Raw genomic sequence first — 26,278 nt, 5'->3', positions numbered from 1 at the left:
CCCCTCTCCCCGTTACTTTGAACGTTTATAAAATGGTGTTGGAACAACTACTGCTTTGACGCGTTTATTACGAATTTCAATTTCTACTTCTGTATCAACTGCTGCGTATTTTACATCAATTAGTGCTAAACCAATGCTTTTCTTTAACGTTGGAGATTGTGTACCACTCGTTACTTCCCCGATTTTTTCTTCGCCTATAAATACAGGGTAATGCGTACGAGGAATACCGCGTTCGATTACTTCGATGCCGACTAATTTACGAGATGCACCGTTTTCTTTTTGCTCTTTTAACGTTTCTTTTCCAAAGAAGTCTGCTTCTTTATTTGGTTTTACCGCAAAGCCAATTCCAGCTTCAATCGGTGTAATATCTTTCGATAATTCTTGACCATAAAGTGGTAATGTTGCTTCGAAGCGAAGTGTATCACGAGCACCTAAACCACATGCTTTTAAGCCTTCTTCTGCTCCCACTTCAAGAAGTTTCTCCCAAAGTTTTGCAGCATCTTCACTCTTACAGTAAATTTCAAATCCATCTTCACCTGTGTAACCCGTACGAGATACAAGTGCAGGAATTCCATCTACAAGAATATCGTTTTTAAATTTAAAGAACTTAATTTCTTTCAAATCTTCTGACACAACTTTTTGTAAAATGCCTTCTGCTTTTGGTCCTTGAATTGCAAGCTGTGCAACTTCACTAGAAACATTGACTACTGTCGCATCGCCAATTACATGACTTGCTAACCATTCGTAATCTTTCTCGATATTTGATGCATTGATTACTAATAAATAGTCTTCTTCACCACGTTTGTAGATTAATAAATCATCTACTGTACCACCATTTTCGTAGCACATAGCTGTATATTGTGCGCCCCCTACCTTTAAGGTAGATACGTCATTTGTAACAACACGTTGTAAAAATGCTAAACTATCTACACCCTTTACTTCAACTTCTCCCATATGAGATACATCGAACAAACCTGCCGCTGTACGTACAGCTTCATGCTCTTCTTTAATGCTTGAAAATTGAACTGGTAATTCCCAACCACCGAAGTCGATTGTTTTCCCACCATACTTAGCGTATACATCAAATAACGGTGTACGTTGTAATGTAATCATGCTCTCTCCCCCTTATGCTCTGACAAATCAATAAAAGTTGTTTCCCTTATCTAAACATTTTCATTCTGAAAAGATAAGATATACGGAATCTCATTACATTTTTTTATGAAAGCGTAAATAAAAAATCACTTTCTTGGATAAAATACGAAAGATTCCACACATTTCACACCATTATCCTAACATCATTCGCTATATTTCATCAATATTCTAGCATAAAAAATAATTTAGAATTTTTTACACTTAATCTTATTAAATACAGCTTTTGAGATTTCATACGTTATTATTGTCTGTCATATCGCCTTTAATAACGATAATAATGCCTTCTTTCAAGGCGAATCATCATACACTTAAAAATAATTTCTTTAGTTTATAAAAGGTGGGAGAGTTGTAATGAATGTTGATATTTCCGTAGATCGGACGTGGCAAAACAATTTTTTAAATAGAATTGATGAAGATGGTCCTTGGACAAACTGGGATTTATACCATTTAGCTTATGAAACAGAAAAATCATTACTTGTTCCTACTTTCGATGGACTACAAGCACCGAAACATTTATCCCATTTCACACCGCTTCCTCATCAATTAGAAGTTGCTCAAAATGTGATTGAACAAATGAACGGTAAAGCGATACTAGCAGACGAAGTAGGACTTGGAAAAACGATTGAAGCTGGACTTATTTTAAAAGAATATATGGTGCGTGGGCTTGTAAAAAAAGTACTCATACTTGTACCAGCTTCTCTCGTGTCACAATGGGCATACGAACTGAACACAAAATTTTTCATTCCAGCAGTAGCGCAAAAGAAAAGCTATTCATGGGAGCAAGCTGATGTGATTGTCTCATCCATTGATACTGCAAAGCGTTCACCACATCGCGATATCGTTTTAAACTTAGAATATGACCTTATCATTATCGATGAAGCACATAAACTGAAAAATAATAAAACAAAAAACTATGAATTTGCACAAAGATTAAAAAAGAAGTTTTGTTTATTACTAACCGCAACTCCTGTTCAAAATAAGATTGATGAAATTTTCAACCTTGTTTCTTTATTAAAGCCAGGACATTTAGGAAATCAATCAAACTTCGAAGAATATTACGCTTCAAAAAATCGTTCAGCCGAATCAGATGAGGACTTAAAAGCTCTCATTAACAAAGTAATGGTCCGAAATAGACGCCATAATACTGGAATTGATTGGCCAAAGAGGCATGTACGTACAATTTTTGTTGAGTTTAACGAAGAAGAACAAGCTTTGTATAACGATATTGAAAATTGGCGAGGACAAGATGCTTTCTCATCTGCTTTCTCATCATTAACTTTAAAAAGGGAAGCGTGCAGTAGTCGTGAGGCTGTTTACTATTCATTAAAAAAACATGTAGAAAAACGACAGAAGGAAAATGAGCATTACATAAAGGACCCGCATATTGATGTCCTAATGGATAAAATTAATCATATTCCTTTTAACTCAAAGGCAACTAAAGCTCTAGAGCTTATACAAGAAATCAATGATAAGGTCGTCATATTCACGGAATACCGAGCATCACAAATGTATTTACAATGGTTTTTACAACAACACGGCATTTCTTCTGTACCATTCCGAGGCGGATTTAAACGCGGGAAGAAAGATTGGATGAAGGAACTTTTCCAAAACCGTGCTCAAGTGTTAATTGCAACGGAAGCTGGCGGAGAAGGTATTAACTTACAGTTTTGTAGCCATATGATTAATTACGACTTACCATGGAACCCAATGCGCCTTGAACAAAGAATTGGACGTATTCACCGCCTTGGTCAAAAAAATGATGTTCATATTTATAACTTAGCTACAAAGCATACTGTTGAAGAACATATTTTGAAACTGTTATATGAAAAAATCAATTTATTTGAGCGTGTTATCGGTGAACTCGATGAAATTTTAACGAGAATTAATATGAAAAACATCGATGCACATATTCAAGAAATTTTTGCTCAATCAAAAAGCGAAGGAGAAATTCGAATTAAGATGGAAAACTTAACATCTATTATCGACTTTGCGAAACGAAATGAAGCTGAGGTGCAAGGCTATGCAGCAACATGAAATCCATAATTACTTATACAATTTCTTTGAGGCGAATAACTGTGAAATTTTAGAGCGTTCCCCTCATCTACTAGACGTGCAATTAACGATTGAGATGGATAAATTATTGATGAACCGCCCTTTTTATTGGCACTATCTTGAGAAAACAGGAGGCGTACCGAATCCGATGCGCCTTACTCTTATTACCAATCCAGAAAATGAAGAAAACGATGGCGAACTTATTCACTACGGTTCACCACGTCTACATCAAATTTTCCAGACGACAAAAGAACTCGGATCTTACATACGCTTATACGAAGAGGTAAGGCATAACGGTGCAACGCATACCCCACTCCATCCGTGGCTCGGTATAAATATAAAAGTTTCCTACCAATGTGATCGAAAAAAAGACATCCTTCACTCCATTGGCATTCATCTCATTTCCGGCACAATGATGGCAAACTTTCATGACACATTAACTAATATTAAACTCACACCAAAAATACCTGACTTTTGTTTTACACTCTCGCCTATCATTAAACCGCAAAGCGGGTTACAACGTATAGAGGACGCTTTAAAAAATATTATTGCAGAAGATGACCATACGTGGGCAAAAGAAGCAAGAGTGCGCTGGAATCACGATTTAGATCTTTTAAATCGGTTTTATGAAGAAAGTGATGAACTTCCCGAAAGCTATGAAATTGAAAAACAAGCCTTGCAAGAACAATATGAACCACGCATTACAGTGCAAATTATTAACGGTGGTCTTTTTTATATTACCGCGAATCATTTTCTAAATTAAAAAGCCCCTTCTGTTTTAGAAGGAGCTTTATTTTTGAATTATCCTCTATCGCCATTACGCTCTTGCTGTTTTTGCTTTGCCATACGTTTTTGATACGCACGATCCTTTGCACTCACATGATTTGCATCAGTTGGAAGATTTTCTTTTGAACGACCAATTCCATTGCTCATCTGTTTCACTCCTTTTTATGTCTTTCAAAATACATGTTTATTTTCAGCTAGAGATACAATCCTTATACAAAAAAATAAGAGCAGCCGTTAGCCGCTCTTACTCATTTACGTATTTTTGAAACATATCATGGATGCCTTTATTTACGAGGTTCGAGATCTGCTCGTCAGATTTATTCGGATAACGATCACGTAATCTGATAGATGCCTTCACCATTAAATTTTCTAGTACAGAACGGCCACCTTCTCCATAAATAATTTCAGCATACTTAACAAGCCTTCCATCCTCTACTGTTGCTGGATTATGATTGAAGAAAAACTTACTCATTGTCTCCACCTCTCTCTTTTGATAACGTTTACATTTATATAGATTATTTATGTTATTTATTTCACAATATTGTATGCATGTATATTTAATTAGTTTCATTATAAAGCAACATATCGATAGTAAATATGTGATTTTCCGTCCATTTTGTGAACAAACCAAAAAATGAAAGCGTTTCCTTTATTATATACTAAAAAAACTTACTACGCTAGGGGCAATTTTTTCAATCTACTAATCCCTCAAAAAGTGATATATTTTTTCTTTTCCCATTAAACCTTATACAATTTTCAGAAATTATATTATAAAATATATGTATGACTTAAGGAGGATTTGTATGAATCAAAATAAAAAAGCTATATTAGATCTTGTCTTTTATCTCGTAATCCCATTCCTCATTTGGAAATTTGCAAAACCTTATATCGATCCTTATTACGCGATGTTACTTTCCTCTGTTCCGGGGATTATTTATACACTGTATACCTTTAAAAAAGAAAAACAGTTTAACGTGACAGGGTTCTTTATTTTAATTACACTCATTTCTAATACAACGGTAGATTTATTATCTGGATCAGCTGAACGAATGTTGTGGAACGATGCGTACTATCACATCGTACTCGGTATTATCGTCATATGTACAATATTTATAAAAAAACCACTTATGTTATATTTCGCTGCAGATATTGCCGCATTGCAAGGGCATGACCGTGATAAAAGCCGTGAGCTGTATCGTGATAGTCGTATATATCCAGCATTGCAATATTTAACGCTATTTTTCGGCCTGCAATTTATATTAAAAAGCTTTTTAAAAATCTATTTCATCTCTGTTTTCGGTGTAGATGGCTACGGTGAAATGAGAGCGATTATGACTGCTGTCGGCTGGGGCATTTCCATTTGTATCGGAATAGGGTTCGTATGGGTGAACAATAAAATACATGCAGTTACTGAAGAACAAGAATCTGTGCAGTAAATAAAAATCCCCTAGTAGTATGATGCTACTAGGGGATTTTCATATTGCTACACATATTATGAACTCGTTAACTTGATTTTTTTCTTTTATTTTTTACGTTGCGATAAAACAAAGCAGCACTAAGCGGCATAACACCAAACCACTTATTCATAAATGGCTCTTTTTCAGCACGGCGTTGTTCTTTCTTTTGTTTACGATCTTCTTTTGGAGCATCCATATACGACACAAACTGCTGTGTCACAAAGCGAACATAATCATTAGTAGACATATTATCATCACCTCTACTTGATTAGTATGTCCACTTTTTTATACATTAATCTTCGCCTTTAATTCATTCATAATTTGTTCTATCGACTTATTTGTCGTATCAATATAAATCTCTGCCTCCTCATAATAAGCTCGGCGCGATTCAAATTTAGCTACAAATGCATCTATGTCTTTCTTTTGAAATAGTGGACGCGTCGTATCTTCACGAAGCCTCTCTGCAATTACATGTGGATCACAATATAAATACACAACTATTCCATTTTCCTTCATCCACTTTCGATTTTCCGCCCGTTCAATAATTCCTCCACCAGTTGTAATAATTACATTATGAACCGGTAGTGAACGTAGCATTTCACTTTCATATTCCCGAAAAGCCATTTCACCTTCTTCGGCAAAAATATTACGAATTGCCTTCTCTTGCTTCTCTTCGATTTTTTGATCTGTATCTACAACATCGATATGAAGTTCTTTACTTAACGCTTTTCCAATTGTTGTTTTCCCAGCTCCCATATAACCGGTTATGTATATAGATTTCATTTTCGTTCCTCTCAATCATCCTTTGTTATTTGTTATTATAACGAAAGATGTTATTTTATTTAACAAAAAAACGTTTTGTTCTCCTTATACAATGAAGAACAAAACGTCACATACACACTTTTACTTATAAGTACCTCTTCTCACCCACTGCGTTGCAATCCATTTCTCGCCTTTCGTTACAGGAGCTCCTCCATGTAACGTAAGCTCATTTAGTGATTGGTCTTGATAAAAATACTCAAAGTATACTGCCATTCCCTTTCTAGGGTTCACAGAAAGATTTAATTTCGGGAAGAACGTTTCTCCGCCTTCTTCTACATCATTTAAGTACATTACAAGCGTACTAATACGATTATTAGCAGCTGATCTACTATGTTCCGCAAAATAATCATAGTGCGCTTTATATTGTTGATCCACTTCATAATTTAAAATGTGCAATCCTTCTCCATGCGACGCAGGAACATTCATGATAGATGAAATTCGTTTTTCAATCTTCGCAGTAAGTTCATTATCATCCAAAAATGCACCTTTACTCGTTCGAATATCATTTACATCACGTGATGAACCAACTTTAGAACGCGCCAACTTACTTTTAGACAATTCGATTAATTCATCACACTCTTCATCACTTAATACATTTCCTAACACGACAATAAGAGGTTCTTCGAATCTTGAAATAATGTGTATTTCCCTATCTTCTGTCATAATTGCATTTCCTGTATGATCAAAAATAGTTTGTTCCTTATTTCCACCTAGTTGATTATTGTTTGTCATTTCCCGATTCTCCCTAAATAAATAATGATTGGATAGCATGAATATATCATATTCTTTCTACCTTTCTCTTTTTTGAGAAAATTTAAACTTTCAATCGTTATATTCATCCATTTATACAAATAAAATGACACCTTTCACAATAGGAAGTATCGTTTTCGATTAACATATTTTACCTATCATCCATCTATCCAATCAAATATCTTCTCATCTTTTTTTCTATACCGAAATCTTACCGTATAGAAATTTTTTTGTTTTGTTTCGCACTGCAAGGAAATGAAAACCGTATCACTTTCAAAGCGGTACTTCCCACTCGCTTCTCCCTTTTCATATTGAAAGAAAAATGTACCATCTCGTTCTGTTTTCTGTAATTCTACTTTTATATCGGCAATAGCTCGATTAATTAGTTCCTCCACCAAAAATTTTTGCTCTATTTCCATATGAAAATTTTTATCTGTAAGCAACATATTCGTTTCGTACACAAAAAAAGAAGTTAAAAAAAGAAGAAAAATGATTGTTCCAGGCATTGTAAATCCATCTTGGTTCCTCATGTCCCCATTCTCATTACACTATATCTTACAGCCACACCTTCATGTATTTTTCCGCTAACATCTTCCACATATATGAATAATAAATGAGGGGTTAACTTGTACGAAATCATTCCAACCTTTTGCAACACAACTTCCCTTCCACGCATATTTATTTTCCTTATAAGTTGATTATTTATTTTTTCATACGTCACTTCCTCCCCATCACGCAGTCGAAAGCGTAAAATACTATCTCTATTATCAAAAACTATATGCTCTCCAAACAATACTCCACGAAACTCCAATTGCACTTGACCTATAAATACATCCCACTCCCAATCACTTAACCCTTTTTGTGAATGTTCCAGCCCTATAAAATGAAGGCGTGGCAAGAGTAAAAAGAACATCGATACAAGGAATAAACATACGATCATTTCTAATAATGTAAAGCCCGCCTCTAATTTGTTTTTTCGCCTACATAAAAGCATTGTTCCATCGTTCTTTTTTTCATATCTTTCCACATAGCACAAACTTCCTTTCCTCCCCAATATGTGTAATATACAATTCCGTTTATGACCTTTTCTTTCATTCGCTTTTCTTCGTTCTCATACATGTATAAAGCTGATTCATTTTTTAATAATACAAACGCCTTATAATGAATTTGTATATTTTTTCTTTCTTGCATAACTAATACTGTTTGCGGTAGGAGTAACGATACCGCCATCATTAATAAGCTTAACGCCACGAGCATCTCAGCCATTACCGACCCTTTTTGGCATTTCACGATACGTAAATCTCCCTCTTCCAAGTTGAAATACAATTTCATATTTATAATTTCGATACGAAAGCAAAATCGTACCACCTCTATTGATATTCCCGCTCGGATTATATGTCATTGGATTTGGAAACGTATGCAAATTAATTTGTATATCATTGTCATATTCTCTCTTGATAATAAATTGAGTCGAGCCTGACTCTCCTATATAATACATATTTCTCTCTTTATGCCATCGTAATGTATAGTGTTTTTGACGGTTTATCGCTAATTGCTGCATGTATAATATGTCATTCGAAAACTGTTTCAAAAATTGTTCAATTTTTTGTCTTTCATATAATGAATGAACATTTAAATACGTAATCATACTTAGTACAGATATTGAAAATAGTACGAGCAGCATTTCTAAGAGAGTAAATCCTTTTTGTTTCACGATTTCCCTGTTGATACTGCGCCATCCTTTGAAATATGAATGGATTCACCATTCGGACACTTATCATCTGTAATATATTTTTCATTTGTTAGTTCTGTTAATGACGGAATTTTATTATGTTGTAATTGGTATACTTGTATTTGTGCTTCTATCGATTTCACGTAGGCCGCACACCCTTTTCCTTGGACGGATGAGCGCTGTGTAACTACATTCGGAATAATTAATAGTAATAATACAGTGATAACAACCATAACTAATAGCATTTCTAAAAGAGTAAATCCTTCTTCATTCTGCATATAAATGCCTCCTAAATAGAACTCATCATTTGAAACATCGGCATCATCATTGCTAAATACATAAGAACGACTATTCCACCAATACATGTAAACAAAATCGGTTGAATGATAACTAATATACGTTTAATTTTTTGTTCGATTTTTTCTATAATAAGGTCGCTATAGTCACCTAATTCAATTGCTAAATTGCCGTTTGCTTGTCCATGCGTAATAATATACGAAAGTTCTTTCTCATAATGCCCACTTTTAGCAATAATAGATTGTAACGGTTCTCCTGCAATTAATTGCCTTTCAATTCGGCCCGCTTCATACTGAAAGAACGGATTATATTTTTGTTCCATCATTATCGTTAAAGCTTCTAGTACGGATAGTCCACCATGCAATAATCCGCTCAATTGGGTGGAGAAATAATGCGAATGCTTTAAAATAAGAAATGTTTTTATGAGGGGAATACGAAGCATAATTTTTACCTGCTTCATATGTGGTAGTTTTCGAAAATACAACATATATGAACTACATCCGATAATAACAATAAAAATGATGCTAACAATCATGTAAGGTAGTAGTTTAATTGCACTTAGAATTTGTTCTGTAAATAGTGGAACTGTAGAACTAAACGCACTATAAACCATTTCAACTTGTGGTAATAAGATGCGATTAAACACAATAATCATGATCATTAAAAAAAATGCTAAAAACATTGGATACTGCATTATTTTCATCATATCTTTCCTATACTTATCCTTCTTATAAAGAAGTGCACTCCCTTGTTGCAATGCAAAAGAAATATCACCATGTTGCTCGGCATAAAATAAATAGCTTAACATCTCCTGATGAAACATTAATTGATGAAAAGAATCATGCAGACTTTTTCCACCTTTTAATCCCTCAATCATGCGCTGCAATTGCTCTTTCTTTTCTAAAGGGAATTGAAATCGCAAAAATTCTAATGCCTGTAAAAGAGAATATCCTTTTTCTAATAATTCGCCTAACCTTTTCAACAATACTACTTGATCACTTAAACGCCATGTTTTCTTAAACATAAACATCTTCTTCTAAAAACCCTAAAGCGTATCCTTTTCGTATTGAAGATTCTATTGTTTCATGCTTATACGTAACATATTCTCCGTTCGCTCCTTTAATCGCTTGTTTTAACTCATGTCCATATAACAACTCATAAATGCTCGCTTGTCTTACTTGCCTCATTGATTTACATACAGTTGAGCACTTCCCTTTGCAAAATGGACATTTCAATTCAACAAGTCGCTGTGCAGCTATAGCCAATAAAGATTGTTCAATCTCTTGCCTCGTAATGCCATAATCCATAAACCTCAGTATCGCTCCTTTCGTATCATTGGTATGCAATGTCGTCATTACTAAATGCCCCGTGAGACTTGCCCTTATAGCTATTTTCGCTGTTTCTTCATCACGGATTTCTCCCACTAAGATAACATCTGGATCATGACGTAAAATTGCCTTTAAACCAGCTTCATATGTGATCCCTGCTTTTTCATTAATTTGAATTTGTAATAAATCATCATTTCTCTTTTCAACTGGATCCTCCAGTGTAACGATACGGCGTGTTTTCTTTTTTCTAATTACCTCTAATAATGCATACATTGTTGTTGTTTTCCCAGAACCAGTCGGCCCAGTAAATACGAGTAATCCATGAGAATAATGTAAGAAAGAGAGCAGTTTTTTAACTGTACTTGGAAATAACGAAAGATGAGATAATGGCTGAACAGATGCTTGTAAATGAAGACGAATAACGAGACTTTCTTGATATACTGTTGGGAGTGTTGAAAGGCGTAAATATGCTTCTTGCCCATCAATTTGTAGATACAATGAACCATTTTGTGGCTTCCGCCTCTCCCCTATATCCATAGATGCTAAAAATTTAAAGTGTGAAACAAGTTTTTCTCCAAATTCCTTTTCAATGCATTGTTTCGTCATTAAATCTTTCCCTATACGCAGTTGAACCACTACATCCTTCTGCCGGGGTACAATATGTAAATCCGATGCTTGTACCCTACATGCTTCTTTCAAAATCGTATTCGCAAAACTTTCAATTCCATTCATCATTTTTCCCTCCTCACTATGTATATAGCATGAAAAATCACACAAGAAAAATTAGAACTTTTGCATTTTCATTAGATTAAAAAGGAAAAATATGTTTGTGAAATTATGAACAATTTCTGAATTATTGTCTGAAATTACCTATACGCATGTTTATCTGTATTATAATGTTATTATCTTGGATAAAGTGATAAAGGTGGAGATCCTCATGGAACAAGCTTTAAAAATTACAGGCGTATTATCTGACCCAACTCGTTATTACATTTATAAATATATTTCTCAAAAACATAGTTACGTAACAGTACAAGAAATTGCAGATGAATTTGAGATTCATCCGAACGTAGCACGTTTACATTTATCTAAATTAGAAGATGTTCATATGCTAAAATCAGAAACAAAAAAAACCGGCAAAGGCGGAAGACCAAGCAGACTATATGTATTGTCTGAAGATGTTATCCAATTACAATTTCCATTCCGTGATTATCAATTATTAGCAAAAATAGCTTTCAATTCGCTACTTAGCCTTGGAGCTGCTGGTGAAAAAGCGCTATACGAAACAGGAAAACAATTCGGAATGGAATTAATGCAACAACATATGCAGCGTTTAAATGTGAGTGAAGATGCTTTAACTGTAGAACACAAAGTTCAAATCGCAAAAGAAGCATTCTCAACAGCTGGCTTATCCCCTGCATTTGAATTAAGTCCAGATGGAACAACAATTTTCTATGATGTACACAATTGTCCATTTAAAGAAGTTGCCGTTCATCACCCGACTGAAATTTGTAATATGCATGGAGATATGATGAAGGGGATTTTTGAAATCCTATTCCCTAACATGGAATTAACTCGGCACGATAGTTTACTAGATGGATGTAAATCTTGTAATTATAAAATGTCTATTTAAATCTCATATAAAAAAGAAGCCAGTGAAATTGGCTTCTTTTTTATATGAACGAATATTTACAATAGTAAGAAAAATAAACTATAATGAAGAGAGGTTTTACTTTTTCTAGAAAAGGAGGGAGATTGCATGGAGCGCATGTTTCGCGTTCTCGGCTTTTGGACTGGAATTTTCTCGGTTATGTTTTACGTAGGGGATATGCACCCGACCGCACTACTATTTTTAGGACAAACAGGTTTCTTCGTACTTTTAAGTTATTTAAAATTAACAGAGCGTATGTATATATACGTATTCGGGGCATATTTAACCGTTTTCTTCATTGGATTTACATACTACACGACGTTTTTACTCGTCCCTGGAGCTGGACATTAAAAGATGGCACTTTGCCATCTTTTTTTTAATTCCGCAATTCCCTAGTTGACTTATAGGTTTTATTGCCTTATATTCTATATAACAGATTGGAATTAGGGGGAATCAACATGAATACACTGCTTGTTGGAATTAACGTTGCAGTCATGCTCATCTTAGTTGGCGTATTATACTATATGCAACGTAAGCATGTATCTTTTAATAAACGCGTATTTACTGCTTTAGGAGTCGGAATTATCTTCGGTCTTATATTACAATTTATTTATGAGCCAACTTCTAAAGTAATTATTGAATCAAATACTTGGTTTAGCTTAATCGGTAGCGGTTATGTGAAATTACTTCAAATGATCGTTATGCCACTTATTTTAGTATCTATTATTTCAGCATTTACAAAATTACAATTAACGAAAAATCTTGGTAAAATTAGTGGTCTTATTATCGGAATTTTAATTCTTACTACTGGAATTGCTGCAGCTGTCGGTATCGCTGCAAGTGCAGGATTTGATGTATCAGCAACAGGCCTACAACAAGGTGATGCAGAATCTGCTCGTCTGAAATTAGTTGAAGAAAGATTTACTTCAATTGAAAAGACAACAATTCCAGATAAATTATTAGAACTGTTACCTACAAATCCATTTCTTGATTTAACAGGCGCTCGTCCTACATCAACAATTTCGGTTGTAATATTTGCAGCCTTTATCGGTATCGCCTTTATCGGTGTAAAACGGAAATACCCAGAACAAGCAGAGCTATTTAAGAAGATGCTTGATGCTGTATATGCAATCGTAATGCGCATGGTAACATTAATTTTACGCCTTACTCCATACGGCGTATTAGCTCTTATGGCAAAAACAGTTGCCGGTAGTGATATAAATGCTATTTTAAAACTTGGTAACTTCGTATTAGCGTCTTATGTAGCACTTATCGTAATGTTCGTTATTCACTTATTATTAATCACTCTATCTGGCTTAAATCCAATTCAATATTTGAAAAAGGTATTCCCTGTATTAACATTTGCATTCACATCACGCTCTAGCGCTGGTACAATGCCATTAAATATTGAAGCTCAAAAAGAAAAACTTGGTATTTCTGAAGGAATCGCTAACTTCGCAGCTTCATTCGGAGTATCTATCGGTCAAAATGGTTGCGCAGGTATTTACCCAGCAATGCTTGCAATGATGGTCGCTCCAACTGTAGGAATCGATCCATTACAACCACAATTTATTTTAACTTTAATCGCTGTCGTTGCAATTAGCTCATTCGGTGTTGCCGGTGTTGGTGGCGGTGCAACATTCGCAGCATTAATCGTACTATCTACAATGAACTTACCAATCGGTATTGTCGCTCTTGTTATCTCAGTTGAGCCATTAATCGATATGGGTCGTACAGCTCTTAACGTAAGCGGTTCTATGACAGCAGGTCTTATTTCTAGTAAATGGCTTGGTGAATTAGATCAAGATACGTACAATCAAGATGATACAAAAACTGGTGAAATTGCTTCATAATAAAAAAAGACGCTAACATACAATTGTTAGCGTCTTTTTATTCCGTTCTCCCTTTATACATCGTATCTTGAGAATTATCATTCCAAGTATTCTTTTAGTCGCCCTTTTAACTCTTCCTCAATCTCATAACAAGATTCATCAACAAGTTCCCCTACTTTCTTACTCCCCAAAATGCTTGATTGAATTGACATTCCTAAAAAGATTCTTTCGCATTTCCAAATTGGAATGTTGTGAAATCCAATCATCTCTTTTTCTTCATCTAATATAGCTATAGCAACTGATGAATAATAATCCACCTCAAAGGGATTCTCTTTTTCTCTTGCAAATCCCATTTCTAATTCCATGTTTTTTTCTATGTATAAATGCGAATACTCTTTAGAAAGTTTAAGTGATATTCGCTCTACTTCCTTCTCCATACACTGAATTTTCTCTTTTAGCTCCGATGTCAAATCTCGTTCTTTATACTTCATTTTTGTCTCCTTACACATAGAAAAAGAGAATACAATAACATATTCTCTTTTCTCAAATAGATTTCATTATCTCACAGCCCGTCCCTTTTACAAATAACCATTTTGCTCACACCATGTATGAAATTGTCCTACGTCCACTCCAACTAGCACGATATCCTTTAGCTCCACATCAATACTTTGTTCTCCAATTACAATAACAAAGTGTGATTTTAATTGCTCTTCGTTTTTTCTTACAATTCCAATTCGGTTCCGATGCGGCCCATCTTTTATATATGCTTTTTGTCCTACAATATCAAAGTTCAAGATCCTCACCTCTTTTATTGCACTATTTCTCTATATATATGACGGAACAATAAAAGAATCCTCTCTTCATTACAATTATTTTTTCTTTGTTTCATTTTTATGATTGAAACGTAAAGTTTATAATAAAATACACTTGGAAGCGCTTTCTATGTAATTTTTTATGTTATAATACATAAGTAGAACTTCGTAAAGAGGGTTAAAAAATGAATACAAAAATGATTAAAAAAGTAATTGAAGCATTAAAAGTATATGGATTTCAAGATGTATCATTCTGTGACAAAACGAAGCAATTTTTATTTCATAACGAAACCGATATTATGAGCGGCTATGCAGAAATAACATATAGTAGTCAATTTGAAAAATTCAACGTGCAAATTCATCCAATTGAAACGCATCACCAAGGAGAGTTACAAGAGGTTGAAAGACATATACAAGCCTGTATAAGAAAAGTGGAATATTTAAACGCACTTCTTAGCGGACAAACAAAACTAGATGACAAAATTATTATAATGTAAAAAAAGAACGTGATAGCCTCACGTTCTTTTTTACATTATGCGTTCATCTTTTCTTTCAGTTGTAATCCTGTAATGGACTCTAATACATCCATTGCTTCTCCAAATGTCATATCAAAAATTGTCTTATCCTCTATATGTGGAAATTGTCTAAAGCGCTTTTCTAACTTTTTCACGGCGTCCGACGTAAAGTTTGCACTATCAATACCAAATTCTGTTTCAAGAAGCACGATCCAATCTAGTACATGAAAACCTAATCCATTTACGAATGAAATGAGTTTCTCTTCTTGTTGTGAAGATAAAAATACGTACCTCTCCATCTCACTGAACAGTTCTTCCCCTAACACTTCTGCTAATTCATCGTCATGTTCGCGTTCAATAATCTCTTCGTATCCGTAATCATCAACAAGTTCTTCTACTTCTTCGTTATCTGCAAAAAGCAATTGACTAAGAAGCGCATCTTTCTTAAATTCACTCTTTTGTACGACTTCTAAAAAGCTCGTTTCCCATCCATTTTCTAATTTCATATTATGTAAACTCCTTTATATACGTTTCTTATCATCACTGTACCCAAAAGATCACTTTTATAACCTTTTAGGCAGTTACTATTATTTCACATGATTCATAACATGAGATGCAAATGCAACTGCATCTCCTTCAAAAATATTTACTTCTGGCAAATGATAGAACGTTGTTTGCAGCGGGTTGCCTTCATGATATACATATATCTGTTTCTCTAGCGCAATCGCCATTCCAAACTCTGTATGACTTCCATTTCCGCCATCTAATATAAGTAAAAAGACATCGGCTTCTTTAATAGCATTCTTTTCTGACTGACCAATTTCTCTTAACTGCTCTTGATTGACTGCTCTTTCGTTTCTTGTCCAATCATATGTATGGGACCATCCTTCACTTTTTAGTTCATTTGCTATCGAACGGACAAGATGTTTATTTTGGAATCCTGAGGCGATATAAAAATTCATTTATATACACTCCTTCATTATGTACGGGAAACTCCTTTTAGCGTTACTTGCTATAAACATAATAAAAAACGACTTCAAAAAAAATCCCCATCTTTAAAACTTATTTTGCGTTTAAATGATGGGATGCTTCATGATCTTCTTTTATTTTTTGTTTTTTATAACTTTCATCAGCTAACATTTCTAGTTCAGCTGTTATTTCTGATTTTTCAAGCTCTCTTTCTTGCGAAAATTTCCTTGAGATATAAACAATAACACTACCAACGTACAACACAAAGCATATAATAAGTGCAGTATTTTCATAGAGACTTAGCTCCAACACAGTCACTCCTAATCCATTCGTATTTTCACGCTTCATTAATTGGAATTTCCCTATTAACCATTTGTTACCCCGCATTAACGGGCAGTAAGACCCCCACCTCAAAATTCAGCGAAAACAAAGAAGTTAGGTGGGGGATTAACTGCCCGTAAAAGCCCGATTGGTTCAACTAATAATCAGTGGGGGTGAACCTCCCACTGATTAAAGTTTCACTTTATTGTAACATAAAAATATCATTTCTTGGAATCTTTCATCCTACTAAAAGAGACATGATTGTTTCATCATGCCTCTGAAATATGTTGAATGATTGTTTTAATTGCTTCTTTTCCATTATATTTTTTTAGTGCTGTTTTATACGTCTCACTATTCAGATTCAACTCTTCGACATGCTTTATAAGAGAGTTCACAGTCACATCTTCTTCATATAATACGGAAGCATATCCTTGTCTTTCAAAAGACTCTGCATTTAGTATTTGATCTCCACGGCTCGCAAATTTCGATAATGGAATTAAAATCATCGGCTTTTGCAATGTTAAAAACTCAAAAATGGCATTAGAGCCCGCACGTGAAATAACAAAATCTGTTATCGCTAATATGTCTGGCAGCTCTCCATGTACATATTCAAATTGTCTATATCCTTCTTTATTTTGTAAATTTTCATCAAGATTACCTTTTCCGCAAAGATGAACAATTTGATATTTTTTTAGAAGTTCTGGTAACGCGGCTCGAACTGTTTCATTAATTTTCTTCGCGCCCAAACTTCCTCCCATGATTGTAATAACTGGTTTTTTACGCGAAAAACCTAAAAATGCTAAACCTTTTTCACGATTTCCCCTTAGCACTTCTTCACGCACAGGAGATCCTGTATATATTACTTTTTCTTTCGGTAAATGTTTCGCAGCTTCTTCAAATGTAACAAATATTTTCGAAGCAAAACGGAGCGCAATTTTGTTTGCTAGTCCTGGCGTCATATCAGATTCATGTAATAAAACTGGTACCCTGTTTAACCATCCACCTATTACGACTGGTACAGATACGAAACCACCTTTTGAAAAAATCACATCCGGTTTTAGTTTTCGAATCCTTACATACGCATCCATAACACCCTTCATTACAAGAAAAGGATCTTTTATATTTTTCAAATCAAAATAACGGCGTAGCTTCCCGCTCGCAATACTATAGTACGGAATACCTTCCTTTTCTATAATCGTTTTCTCAATTCCTTGATGAGAACCAATATAAGAAATATCCCAATTCTGTTCTTGTAAATGCGGGATAATGGCTAAATTAGGTGTTACATGCCCTGCCGAACCGCCACCTGTAAAGACTATTTTTTTCATACGTCTCCCCCTTCTAGACTATAATACACTAAAATATCTTGCCTCGGGGTGAGAAAATACCATAGCCGTTACAGATGCTTCTGGCTCCATCATAAATCCTTCCGTTAATGAAATCCCTATTTCTTCTGGATGAATTAAGCGAAATAGCTTTTCTTGATCTGCGAGTTCTGGACATGCTGGATAACCGAATGACACGCGTATCCCTCTATATTTTGTACGGAAGCGTTCTTCCATCGTCAGTTCTGGTGAATCTGGAATACCCCAGCGATCGCGTATGAGCATATGTGTTTTTTCAGCAAGTCCTTCTGCTAATTCAAGCGCTAACGATTGAATGGCATGACTGCGTAAATAATCACCTTTCGCCTTCCACTCTTCAGCAATGTCCCGAACGCCTTCCCCAACAGTAACTGATAGGAAAGCAACATAGTCCATTTCATCTCCAATTGGTCTTAAATAGTCACCTAAAGTACGATGCGGTGCTTTTCCTTGCCTTGGGAATGTGAAACGCTCTATAACACGCGTATGATCTTCTGGATCATATATTACAATATTTTGTCCGTCGCTTTGCGCTGGGAAGAATTGATACACTGCTTTCGGTTTTAACCAAGATTGTCCTTCCACTAATAACTCGTCTATTAAATCATTTAATTCGTGCGCTCTTTTATCCCCTTCTTTCAACAGCTTCTTCACATTTCCTTTTAATCCAAGGTGATGTCCAAGTAGCATTTGTCTATTTAAAAATGGAGCAAGATGGAGGGCAGGAATATCCCGTAATACAATTCGTTTTGTTGAATCAGGCACGATAACCTCTGATTTTGGTAATGGCTCAATTACTACTGGAATTTCTACTTTCTTCTCTTCTTTTGTTACGATATGAAGATGACGTTCCTTTTTATCCTGCTTCATCTTCTCACGCTCTTCTTCTTTTTGAAGCTTATTAATAATATCAAGACCTGTCATCGCATCGCTCGCATAACATACGAGCCCTTTATAGGAGGGCGAAATTCGATTATCTGTAAACTTTCTCGTTAACGCTGCTCCGCCTACAACAATTGGAATGTCAATATCCGCCGCTTGTAAATCCTCTGCAGTCGTTACCATTTGTTGAGCTGATTTTACTAGCAAACCAGAAAGCCCTATAATATCAGGCTTCTTCTCTTGTACTTCTTGAACAATTCGATCTGAGCGAACATTGATTCCTAAATTAATAATCTCATATCCATTATTCGATAAAATAATTTCAACAAGATTTTTCCCAATATCATGTACGTCCCCTTTAACAGTCGCTAATAATACTTTCCCTTTTTTCGCACTGTCACTAGATTCCATATGAGGCTCTAAATAACTTACAGCTGCTTTCATACTTTCAGCACTTTGCAGTACTTCAGCAACAATCAATTCATTATTATTAAATAATCGTCCCACCTCATCCATTCCTGTCATAAGTGGACCATTAATAATATCAAGAGGTTTCCTACCTTCTTCAAGTGCAAGACTTAAATCCTCGTGTAACCCTTGTTTCGTACCTTCCACAATATAATTTGCTAGTCGTTCATCAAGAGTTAACGTTTCTTGCACAACGACATCTTTCTTTTTAGCGACTCGGTAAAAGTTTGTAAATTCTTCTAACGTCTCTTTCGTCGTTTCAAATAATAATGCATCTGCAAGGTGTTTTTCTTCCTCTGGAATCGACGCATAGCGTTCTAATTTTTCCGTATTAACAATTGCGTAATCTAATCCTGCTTTCGTTGCATGATATAAAAATACCGAATTTAGCACTTCACGTCCCGCCGGTGGTAAACCAAATGATATGTTACTTACACCTAAAATCGTCAAACACTCTGGTAATGCTTCTTTAATAAGGCGAATTCCTTCTATCGTCGCGGCCGCCGAGCCAATATATTCTTCATCACCTGTACCTACAGGAAATACGAGCGCATCAAAAATAATATCAGACGGACGTATACCATATTTCGTCGTCAATAAATCATAGCTTCTTTTCGCAATTTCGAGTTTTCGTTCTGCACTAACCGCCATACCATCTTCATCAATTGTTCCTACAACAATAGCAGCGCCATATTTCTGAAGAAGCGGCGTCACTTTTTTAAATCGTTCTTCTCCATCTTCTAAATTAATTGAATTAATAACAGCTTTCCCTTGAATATAAGTAAGAGCTCGCTCCATCACATTTTCATCTGTTGAATCAATCATAATCGGTACTTTTAACACTTTCGTAACTTCTGCCAAGAAGTTTTCCATATCTTCTATTTCATCGCGGTCCGGGTCTGCCATACAAATATCAATAATATGAGCATTCTTCTTCACTTGCGCTCTTGCGACTTCAGCGGCCTCTTCAAATTTCCCTTCTGCTACTAATCGTTTAAATTTACGTGATCCAATAACGTTCGTTCTTTCACCAACAAATAGCGGTCTCATAGAATCATCATATTGCAATGCCTCTAATCCACTAACCCCATGCCCTTCTCGTTCATGATGTTCACGAGGCTTAAGAGACGCTAATGCGGATTTCATCGCTCTTATATGTTCTGGTGTTGTCCCACAACAACCACCGATAATATTAATCCATCCTTCTTCAGCAAATCGCTTCACTTTTTCAGCGAGAGAAGATGGAGATTCATGATAATGTCCATCTTCATCAGGAAGACCTGCATTTGGATAACAAGAAATGTAACACTCCGATAAATCAGATAGTGAACGAATATGGTCTCTCATAAACTCCGGACCAGTCGCACAGTTTAATCCAACAGATAATGGCTTCATATGTTCTATCGATAAGTAAAAAGCCTCTATTGTTTGCCCCGCCAGAGTCGTTCCCATCGGTTCAATCGTTCCCGAAATCATGATAGGTACAATTTTATTTAGTTCGTCAAAAGCTGCTTGAATTCCAATATAAGCCGCCTTCACGTTACGCATATCTTGACTCGTCTCAACGAGTAATACATCAACTTCTCCCTTCAACAATCCTCTTGCCTGCCGCGTATAGGCTTCAATTAATTCTTCAAACGTTACACCACCAGTAACACTAATCGCTTTCGTTGTCGGTCCCATCGCACCTGCAACATATACTTCCTTCCCGCTTTCTATAACAACTTGCTTCGCCAAGATTGCTGCTTTTTCATTTAACTCTTCATCTAAATGAGATAACTCATAATCACTTAATACAATGTTCGTCGCACCAAATGTATTTGTTTCAATGATGTCAGCTCCAGCTTCAATATAGGCTTTATGAATCTTTAAAATAACATCTGGTCTTGTTTCTACTAAATATTCATTACAACCTTCGTACTCTTCTCCCCCGAAATCTTCCGCAGTTAAGTCCTCTTGTTGGATCATTGTCCCCATTGCACCATCTAATATTAAGATGTTATTTTGTAATTTTTCTTCTATACATTTCATCAATTAATACCTTCTTTCACTTCTTGCTTTTCTCTCACATATTTAACAAGATGTTCTGTAATTTCATATTTTAGAAATGGTGTAATAAGATAGATGCCGTTAAAATATTTCATCGCCGCATCGATTAGTTCTTGTGAAATACGGATTCCTTCCTCAATTGCTTCCTCTTTCGTTTCATGTCCATCCATTCTTTGTCTTATCTCTTCTGGGAGAGTAATACCAGGCACTTCAAAATGCAGAAAATCTGCATTCCGCTTACTTACTAACGGCATAATTCCAATAAAAATAGGCTGTTCCAAATGCTTTGTCGCTTCATATACTTCTTTAATTAAAGCAACATCATAAATCGGCTGCGTTAAAAAGTATTCTGCTCCAGCATCTATTTTTCGTTCCATTCGTTTTACTGCCGCTTTTAAATGCCTTACATGCGGATTAAACGCACCTCCGACCGAGAACCTTGTCGCTGGACCAATTGATTTCCCTAAAATAGAACGTCCATCGTTCATTTCTTTAATCATTTTAATGAGCTCAATAGAGGACAAATCATATACAGAAGTGGCACCTGGAAAATCACCAACACGTGCTGGATCACCAGTTAAAGCTAGCACTTCTTCCATACCTAACGCCGATAAACCTAGTAAGTGAGATTGTAGTCCAATGACGTTGTGGTCTCTACACGTTAAATGCGTCAATACTGGAATATCATGCTTCGTTAATAATGCACCCATCGCCATATTCGAAACGCGAGGCGACGCTAACGAATTATCTGCTAGAGTAATAGCGTCCGCTCCAGCTCTTTTCAGCGCTCTTGCCCCTTCAAAAAACCGCTGTGTGTCTAGCGTTTTCGGTGGATCTAATTCCACTACAACTGTCGTTTGTTTCTTTGCCTTCTCTGCTAGAGTAACGTGGGCTTTCGAACGTTTCTCGTGTGTATGAACTACTTTCGGTCTTTGAATCGTGTCCTTTTCTATTACAGGTGTAACATTTAGAGTAGCACGCTTCATACTTTCAATATGTTCTGGAGTCGTACCACAACAACCACCCAATAACCGAACACCTTGCTCAATAAATTTCGGTGCCATTGCTTCAAAATAAGCTGGACTTCCCTCATATACGTAACGCCCCTCCACATAATTTGGAAGACCTGCATTCGGATATGCTGACAAGTAACCATTTTGAGGGATCGATATCATTTTCAAGGCTTCTGTCATATGAAGTGGTCCTAGTTGGCAATTCAATCCAACAACATTTGCACCATAATCTAAAATCTGTTTTAATATTTCATTTACATCATTTCCATTTTGAGTCGTACCTGCCTCATGTAACGCTAATTGAGCTACAATGGGAATATTCGTTTGTTTTCGTAACACCTTAACAGCATGAAGTAATTCAAACTCATCATAGAAAGTCTCTAATAGCAGTCCATCAACCTGTTCCTCTAGTAAAGCACCTGCCTGCTCAAGTAGCATAAACTCCCTTTCCATATCGGTCGTTGTAACAGCTCCGATATGTTTCATACCACCAATTGTTCCTAAAATTGCATTTCTTTCTGTTACAGATGCTTTCGCCAGTTTTACTGCCGCTCTATTAATTTCAGTAACTTGATTTTCTAAACCATACATACGTAATTTCGCTTCATTTGCACCGTACGTATTTGTTTGAATTACATCTGCCCCAGCAGCTACATATTGCTTATGAATCGATATAATTAAATCTGGATCTGATATATTCAATTCTTCAAAACTACTTTGCAAACCATGTGAATGCAATAACGTTCCAACTGCACCATCACCTATTACAGTTCCTTTTGATAATAAATCTAGTAATTTCACGAATCTCCCTCATTTCTATCAATATAAAAACCCCCTCTTCACTTTGAAGAGGGGGACATAATCGATCCTCCTCTTATTATGCAAAACATTCGTTTTGCAGGTATTAGCACCGTTTCAAACATATTGTTTGAAGGTTGCCGGGTTTCACAGGGCCTTTCCCTCCACCGCTCTCAATAAGAGTTTGTCTATATATTTTATTTATGTAGCTAAAAGGAAATGCGTTCCCCTTTTAACAATGTTTGTTAATTTTTTAATAAATTTAGCATGCACAAATGCAAAAGTCAATGACACTTGCGGAAAAATAAAAATTATTTAAAATAAAGTTGCAATTCAATTATCTTTTGTTGTAAAGTTAAAACCATAATAAAATTTCATACGAACTTTCTTATCTAGAGAGGTAGAGGGACTGGCCCTATGACGCCTCAGCAACCATTAACATTTGTTAATAAGGTGCTAATTCCAGCAAATTGTGAACGATTTGACAGATGAGAAGAAGACTCTATTCAAACCGAAAGCCTTCTTCTTAGAAGGCTTTTTTTATTTTACCCCGCTATTTGAGGGCAGTAAGATTCCCACCTCAAAATTCAGCTGGAACAAAGAAGTTAGCTTGGAATCGAACTGCCCGTAAAAGCCCGATCGGTGAGGGCTGATAATCAGTGGGGATGAATCCCTCACTGATTAAAGTTTCACTTTATATTCACTTAATTGTTAATTTAAAAAGGAGGAATTTTTACATGTCAACTATCGAAACAAAACTAGCACAAATCGGAAATCGTAGCGAAACTACAACAGGAACCGTTAATCCACCTGTTTATTTCTCAACCGCTTATCGTCACGAGGGGATTGGTCAATCTACTGGTTTTGACTACTCACGAACTGGTAACCCAACTCGTGGTCTTTTAGAACAGGCAATCGCGGACTTAGAATATGGCGAACAAGGTTATGCCTGTAGTTCAGGGATGGCTGCTGTTCTCCTCGTCCTTTCTTTATTCCGCTCTGGAGACGAACTTATTGTATCCGAAGATTTATACGGGGGCACTTATCGATTATTCTCTGAGCACGAAAAAAAGTGGAATGTTCGATGTAGATACGTAAATACACAATCTATTAAACAAATCGAAAAAGCTATCACCACTGAAACGAAGGCTATTTTCATAGAAACTCCAACTAATCCATTAATGCAAGTTACTGATATTGCCGCTGTCGCAACTGTAGCGAAAAGGCATGGACTACTCCTTATTGTAGACAACACCTTCTACACGCCGTATATACAGCAACCATTAACGGAAGGTGCCGACATCGTACTTCATAGTGCAACGAAATATTTAGGTGGGCATAACGATGTACTAAGCGGACTTGTCGTTGCAAAAGGAAAGGAACTTTGTGAGGAAATCGCTCATTATCATAATGCCTCTGGTGCTGTCTTAAGCCCATTTGACTCATGGCTATTAATTCGCGGTATGAAAACGTTAGCGCTTCGCATGAGACAACATGAAGAAAATGCGAAAGCTGTTGTTGCTTATTTAAACAATGAAGATGGTGTGACAGATGTATTTTATCCAGGAAGAGGCGGTATGATTTCATTTCGTCTTAAAGATGAAGCCTGGGTTAATCCATTCTTACAATCTTTATCCTTAATTACATTTGCTGAAAGTCTTGGTGGTGTGGAAAGTTTAATGACATATCCAGCAACACAAACACATGCTGATATTCCTGAAGAAATCAGAACAGCAAACGGTGTGTGCAATCGTCTTCTTCGATTCTCCGTCGGTATTGAAAATAGTAACGATTTAATTCAAGACTTAAAGCAAGCCATTAAACTTGTAAAAGAAGGTGTAAGAATATGAGTTATTCTATAGATACACTCTTACTGCACAACCAATATAAACATGACCCGCAAACAGGAGCTGTTAACGTTCCCATCTATAATACATCAACATTCCACCAATTTGATGTAGATACATTTGGAAAATATGACTATAGCCGATCCGGGAATCCAACTCGTGAAGCTCTTGAAGATATTATCGCTTTACTAGAAAGCGGAACAAAGGGATTCGCCTTTGCATCCGGCATTGCGGCAATTTCTACTGCATTTCTCCTCCTTTCACAAGGCGATCATGTACTTATTTCAGAAGACGTATATGGAGGCACTTACCGAATTATAACTGAAGTGCTCTCTCGATACGGTGTTTCACATACCTTTGTTGATATGACCAATCTAGAAGAAATAAAGCAGAATATTAAACCGAATACGAAGCTCTTTTATGTAGAAACACCTTCCAACCCACTTTTAAAAGTGACAGATATTCGCGAGGTTTCTAAACTCGCAAAATCTATTGGCGCTCTTACTTTTGTTGATAATACATTTTTAACACCATTATTTCAGAAGCCACTTGACCTTGGCGCTGATGTCGTTCTTCATAGTGCCACAAAGTTTATTGCTGGTCATAGTGATGTTACTGCCGGATTAGCGGTTGTAAAAGATGCCGAACTCGCTCAAAAACTTGGTTTTTTACAAAATGCATTCGGTGCTATTTTAGGACCACAAGATTGTTCTCTCGTGCTTCGCGGTCTAAAAACATTGCATGTACGTCTCGAACATTCCGCTGCAAATGCCAATAAAATTGCACATTATTTACAAGAGCACGCTAAAGTTAAAAATGTCTATTATCCAGGATTACAAACACATCTTGGTTTTGATATTCAGCAATCACAAGCAACGTCAGCTGGAGCGGTCTTATCATTTACTTTGCAGTCAGAAGATGCACTCCGCCAATTTTTATCAAAAGTAAAATTACCGGTCTTTGCGGTTAGTTTAGGAGCTGTCGAATCGATCCTTTCCTATCCAGCTAAAATGTCACATGCAGCACTGTCGCAAGAAGCTCGTGATGAAAGAGGTATTTCCAATTCATTACTTCGGTTATCCGTCGGCCTGGAAAATGTTAACGATTTAATATCCGATTTCGAAAATGCCCTTTCTTATGTAGAAGAACCCGTAAATGCATAAATGAAAAAAAGAAGCTGAGTACATTCAGCTTCTTTTCTTTTAACCTGTTTTATATTCTATATATATCATTATAATTCCTTTGTCATATTATTTTAAAAATTTAGTATATTCATTTGAAAGAATAAGAAAATCATGATAAAATTGTGTTACAAATATATCTATATCTTTCAATTTTTAAAACGCATCGAAATTTTCACCCAAAAATGTCATTTTACAAA

At 35.8% G+C, this 26,278-nt stretch carries 30 protein-coding genes, 1 pseudogene and 2 riboswitches; of the genes and pseudogenes, 10 read left to right on the top strand and 21 right to left on the bottom strand.

Translation table 11 applies throughout. From position 1 onward, the window contains the following. Positions 1-12: 12 nt before the first annotated feature. A complete protein-coding gene (gene gcvT, locus EUC40_RS05925; RefSeq protein ID WP_000631767.1) occupies positions 13-1,113 on the bottom strand; it encodes a glycine cleavage system aminomethyltransferase GcvT in 1,101 nt (366 codons plus the stop codon). Positions 1,114-1,503: 390 nt separating this feature from the next. Here gcvT and EUC40_RS05920 point away from each other — a divergent pair, with 390 nt between their 5' ends. Both EUC40_RS05920 and EUC40_RS05915 read left to right on the top strand, forming a co-directional pair. Then, entirely contained in the window at positions 1,504-3,186 is a 1,683-nt protein-coding gene (locus EUC40_RS05920) for a DEAD/DEAH box helicase (RefSeq protein WP_156574068.1), read from the top strand. Further along, complete coding sequence (locus EUC40_RS05915; RefSeq protein WP_098915423.1) at positions 3,173-3,967, top strand: YqhG family protein; 795 nt, start codon at positions 3,173-3,175, stop codon at positions 3,965-3,967. Before EUC40_RS05920 ends, EUC40_RS05915 begins: the two co-directional genes overlap by 14 nt. A 38-nt stretch (positions 3,968-4,005) precedes the next feature. On the opposite strand, the gene EUC40_RS27405 is transcribed toward EUC40_RS05915, so the two are convergent. Beyond that, positions 4,006-4,137 (bottom strand): hypothetical protein, encoded by a 132-nt coding sequence (locus EUC40_RS27405; RefSeq protein WP_000064669.1) that lies wholly within the window; start codon positions 4,135-4,137, stop codon positions 4,006-4,008. A gap of 97 nt (positions 4,138-4,234) precedes the next feature. After that, entirely contained in the window at positions 4,235-4,462 is a 228-nt protein-coding gene (locus EUC40_RS05910) for a hypothetical protein (protein ID WP_000032701.1), read from the bottom strand. Positions 4,463-4,535: 73 nt separating this feature from the next. Between EUC40_RS05910 and EUC40_RS05905 the strand changes: the two are divergent. Continuing rightward, positions 4,536-4,653, top strand: a pseudogene (locus EUC40_RS05905) (GTP pyrophosphokinase). A 140-nt stretch (positions 4,654-4,793) separates the two neighbouring features. Continuing rightward, positions 4,794-5,426 (top strand): VC0807 family protein, encoded by a 633-nt coding sequence (locus EUC40_RS05900; RefSeq protein WP_001073111.1) that lies wholly within the window; start codon positions 4,794-4,796, stop codon positions 5,424-5,426. Positions 5,427-5,493: 67 nt separating this feature from the next. Here the strand turns inward: EUC40_RS05900 and EUC40_RS05895 are convergent, their stop codons facing one another. From EUC40_RS05895 to comGA, 10 genes are all read right to left on the bottom strand, one after another. Beyond that, positions 5,494-5,694, bottom strand: a complete 201-nt coding sequence (locus EUC40_RS05895; RefSeq protein WP_000106081.1) for a YqzE family protein — start codon at positions 5,692-5,694, stop codon at positions 5,494-5,496. 38 nt (positions 5,695-5,732) lie between these two features. Then, on the bottom strand, positions 5,733-6,230 hold the full coding sequence (locus EUC40_RS05890; protein ID WP_156574065.1) for a shikimate kinase: 498 nt from the start codon (positions 6,228-6,230) through the stop codon (positions 5,733-5,735). Positions 6,231-6,350: 120 nt separating this feature from the next. After that, positions 6,351-7,001 carry a 2OG-Fe(II) oxygenase gene (locus EUC40_RS05885; RefSeq protein ID WP_156574062.1) on the bottom strand — a complete coding sequence of 217 codons (651 nt, stop codon included), beginning with the start codon at positions 6,999-7,001 and terminating at the stop codon, positions 6,351-6,353. Between the two features lie 176 nt (positions 7,002-7,177). Next, complete coding sequence (gene comGG, locus EUC40_RS05880) at positions 7,178-7,549, bottom strand: competence type IV pilus minor pilin ComGG (RefSeq protein WP_156574060.1); 372 nt, start codon at positions 7,547-7,549, stop codon at positions 7,178-7,180. Next, positions 7,546-8,013 (bottom strand): competence type IV pilus minor pilin ComGF, encoded by a 468-nt coding sequence (comGF, locus tag EUC40_RS05875; protein ID WP_071713071.1) that lies wholly within the window; start codon positions 8,011-8,013, stop codon positions 7,546-7,548. The genes comGG and comGF overlap by 4 nt, the downstream gene beginning before the upstream one ends. Beyond that, positions 7,983-8,285, bottom strand: a complete 303-nt coding sequence (locus EUC40_RS05870; RefSeq protein WP_000829520.1) for a hypothetical protein — start codon at positions 8,283-8,285, stop codon at positions 7,983-7,985. The genes comGF and EUC40_RS05870 overlap by 31 nt, the downstream gene beginning before the upstream one ends. Next, positions 8,278-8,733, bottom strand: coding sequence for a competence type IV pilus minor pilin ComGD (gene comGD, locus EUC40_RS05865; protein ID WP_071713013.1), 456 nt, complete (start codon positions 8,731-8,733; stop codon positions 8,278-8,280). Before comGD ends, EUC40_RS05870 begins: the two co-directional genes overlap by 8 nt. After that, positions 8,730-9,029, bottom strand: coding sequence for a competence type IV pilus major pilin ComGC (comGC, locus tag EUC40_RS05860; RefSeq protein ID WP_001178698.1), 300 nt, complete (start codon positions 9,027-9,029; stop codon positions 8,730-8,732). Before comGC ends, comGD begins: the two co-directional genes overlap by 4 nt. An 11-nt stretch (positions 9,030-9,040) precedes the next feature. Next, positions 9,041-10,072 (bottom strand): competence type IV pilus assembly protein ComGB, encoded by a 1,032-nt coding sequence (comGB, locus tag EUC40_RS05855; protein WP_156574058.1) that lies wholly within the window; start codon positions 10,070-10,072, stop codon positions 9,041-9,043. Further along, positions 10,065-11,108, bottom strand: coding sequence for a competence protein ComGA (comGA, locus tag EUC40_RS05850; RefSeq protein WP_071713011.1), 1,044 nt, complete (start codon positions 11,106-11,108; stop codon positions 10,065-10,067). Before comGA ends, comGB begins: the two co-directional genes overlap by 8 nt. A gap of 205 nt (positions 11,109-11,313) precedes the next feature. Here comGA and EUC40_RS05845 point away from each other — a divergent pair, with 205 nt between their 5' ends. The 3 genes from EUC40_RS05845 (at position 11,314) to EUC40_RS05835 (ending at position 13,880) form a co-directional block, all read left to right on the top strand. Further along, positions 11,314-12,009: a helix-turn-helix transcriptional regulator gene (locus EUC40_RS05845; RefSeq protein ID WP_071713010.1), complete on the top strand. Its 696-nt coding sequence runs from the start codon at positions 11,314-11,316 to the stop codon at positions 12,007-12,009. A gap of 126 nt (positions 12,010-12,135) precedes the next feature. Continuing rightward, positions 12,136-12,378 (top strand): DUF2626 domain-containing protein, encoded by a 243-nt coding sequence (locus EUC40_RS05840; RefSeq protein WP_000440709.1) that lies wholly within the window; start codon positions 12,136-12,138, stop codon positions 12,376-12,378. A gap of 107 nt (positions 12,379-12,485) precedes the next feature. Then, complete coding sequence (locus EUC40_RS05835) at positions 12,486-13,880, top strand: L-cystine transporter (RefSeq protein WP_156574056.1); 1,395 nt, start codon at positions 12,486-12,488, stop codon at positions 13,878-13,880. A 77-nt stretch (positions 13,881-13,957) separates the two neighbouring features. On the opposite strand, the gene EUC40_RS05830 is transcribed toward EUC40_RS05835, so the two are convergent. After that, positions 13,958-14,350 (bottom strand): hypothetical protein, encoded by a 393-nt coding sequence (locus EUC40_RS05830; RefSeq protein ID WP_156574054.1) that lies wholly within the window; start codon positions 14,348-14,350, stop codon positions 13,958-13,960. An 87-nt stretch (positions 14,351-14,437) separates the two neighbouring features. Then, positions 14,438-14,653 carry a DUF3912 family protein gene (locus tag EUC40_RS05825; protein ID WP_001008335.1) on the bottom strand — a complete coding sequence of 72 codons (216 nt, stop codon included), beginning with the start codon at positions 14,651-14,653 and terminating at the stop codon, positions 14,438-14,440. 203 nt (positions 14,654-14,856) lie between these two features. Here EUC40_RS05825 and EUC40_RS05820 point away from each other — a divergent pair, with 203 nt between their 5' ends. Continuing rightward, positions 14,857-15,168: a hypothetical protein gene (locus EUC40_RS05820; protein ID WP_063222956.1), complete on the top strand. Its 312-nt coding sequence runs from the start codon at positions 14,857-14,859 to the stop codon at positions 15,166-15,168. A gap of 35 nt (positions 15,169-15,203) precedes the next feature. On the opposite strand, the gene EUC40_RS05815 is transcribed toward EUC40_RS05820, so the two are convergent. The 6 genes from EUC40_RS05815 to EUC40_RS05790 all read right to left on the bottom strand — a co-directional run bounded on the left by EUC40_RS05815 (position 15,204) and on the right by EUC40_RS05790 (position 23,053). Then, a complete protein-coding gene (locus EUC40_RS05815; RefSeq protein ID WP_156574052.1) occupies positions 15,204-15,692 on the bottom strand; it encodes a hypothetical protein in 489 nt (162 codons plus the stop codon). Between the two features lie 81 nt (positions 15,693-15,773). Next, positions 15,774-16,148 (bottom strand): nucleoside 2-deoxyribosyltransferase, encoded by a 375-nt coding sequence (locus EUC40_RS05810; RefSeq protein ID WP_156574050.1) that lies wholly within the window; start codon positions 16,146-16,148, stop codon positions 15,774-15,776. Positions 16,149-16,248: 100 nt separating this feature from the next. Next, the gene (locus tag EUC40_RS05805; protein WP_071713006.1) at positions 16,249-16,503 is read right to left on the bottom strand and encodes a DUF3966 domain-containing protein; all 255 of its coding nucleotides are present in this window, start codon (positions 16,501-16,503) and stop codon (positions 16,249-16,251) included. A 242-nt stretch (positions 16,504-16,745) separates the two neighbouring features. Further along, the gene (gene murG / locus EUC40_RS05800; protein WP_156574048.1) at positions 16,746-17,804 is read right to left on the bottom strand and encodes an undecaprenyldiphospho-muramoylpentapeptide beta-N-acetylglucosaminyltransferase; all 1,059 of its coding nucleotides are present in this window, start codon (positions 17,802-17,804) and stop codon (positions 16,746-16,748) included. Between the two features lie 18 nt (positions 17,805-17,822). Next, positions 17,823-21,221, bottom strand: coding sequence for a methionine synthase (metH, locus tag EUC40_RS05795; protein ID WP_156574046.1), 3,399 nt, complete (start codon positions 21,219-21,221; stop codon positions 17,823-17,825). Next, positions 21,221-23,053 (bottom strand): bifunctional homocysteine S-methyltransferase/methylenetetrahydrofolate reductase, encoded by a 1,833-nt coding sequence (locus EUC40_RS05790; RefSeq protein WP_156574043.1) that lies wholly within the window; start codon positions 23,051-23,053, stop codon positions 21,221-21,223. Before EUC40_RS05790 ends, metH begins: the two co-directional genes overlap by 1 nt. Before the next feature lie 70 nt (positions 23,054-23,123). Beyond that, positions 23,124-23,233: riboswitch (SAM riboswitch) on the bottom strand. Positions 23,234-23,435: 202 nt separating this feature from the next. After that, a riboswitch (SAM riboswitch) is annotated at positions 23,436-23,545 on the top strand. Between the two features lie 242 nt (positions 23,546-23,787). Here EUC40_RS05790 and metI point away from each other — a divergent pair. Together metI and metC are read left to right on the top strand one after the other, a co-directional pair. Further along, entirely contained in the window at positions 23,788-24,900 is a 1,113-nt protein-coding gene (metI, locus tag EUC40_RS05785) for a cystathionine gamma-synthase/O-acetylhomoserine thiolyase (RefSeq protein ID WP_071713001.1), read from the top strand. Next, positions 24,897-26,060: a cystathionine beta-lyase gene (gene metC / locus EUC40_RS05780; RefSeq protein WP_071713000.1), complete on the top strand. Its 1,164-nt coding sequence runs from the start codon at positions 24,897-24,899 to the stop codon at positions 26,058-26,060. Before metI ends, metC begins: the two co-directional genes overlap by 4 nt. Positions 26,061-26,278: the final 218 nt, after the last annotated feature.

The sequence above is a fragment of the Bacillus luti genome (assembly GCF_009739945.1).
GTDB lineage: Bacteria > Bacillota > Bacilli > Bacillales > Bacillaceae_G > Bacillus_A > Bacillus_A luti.
This window is presented reverse-complemented; position numbering and strand designations above follow the sequence as displayed.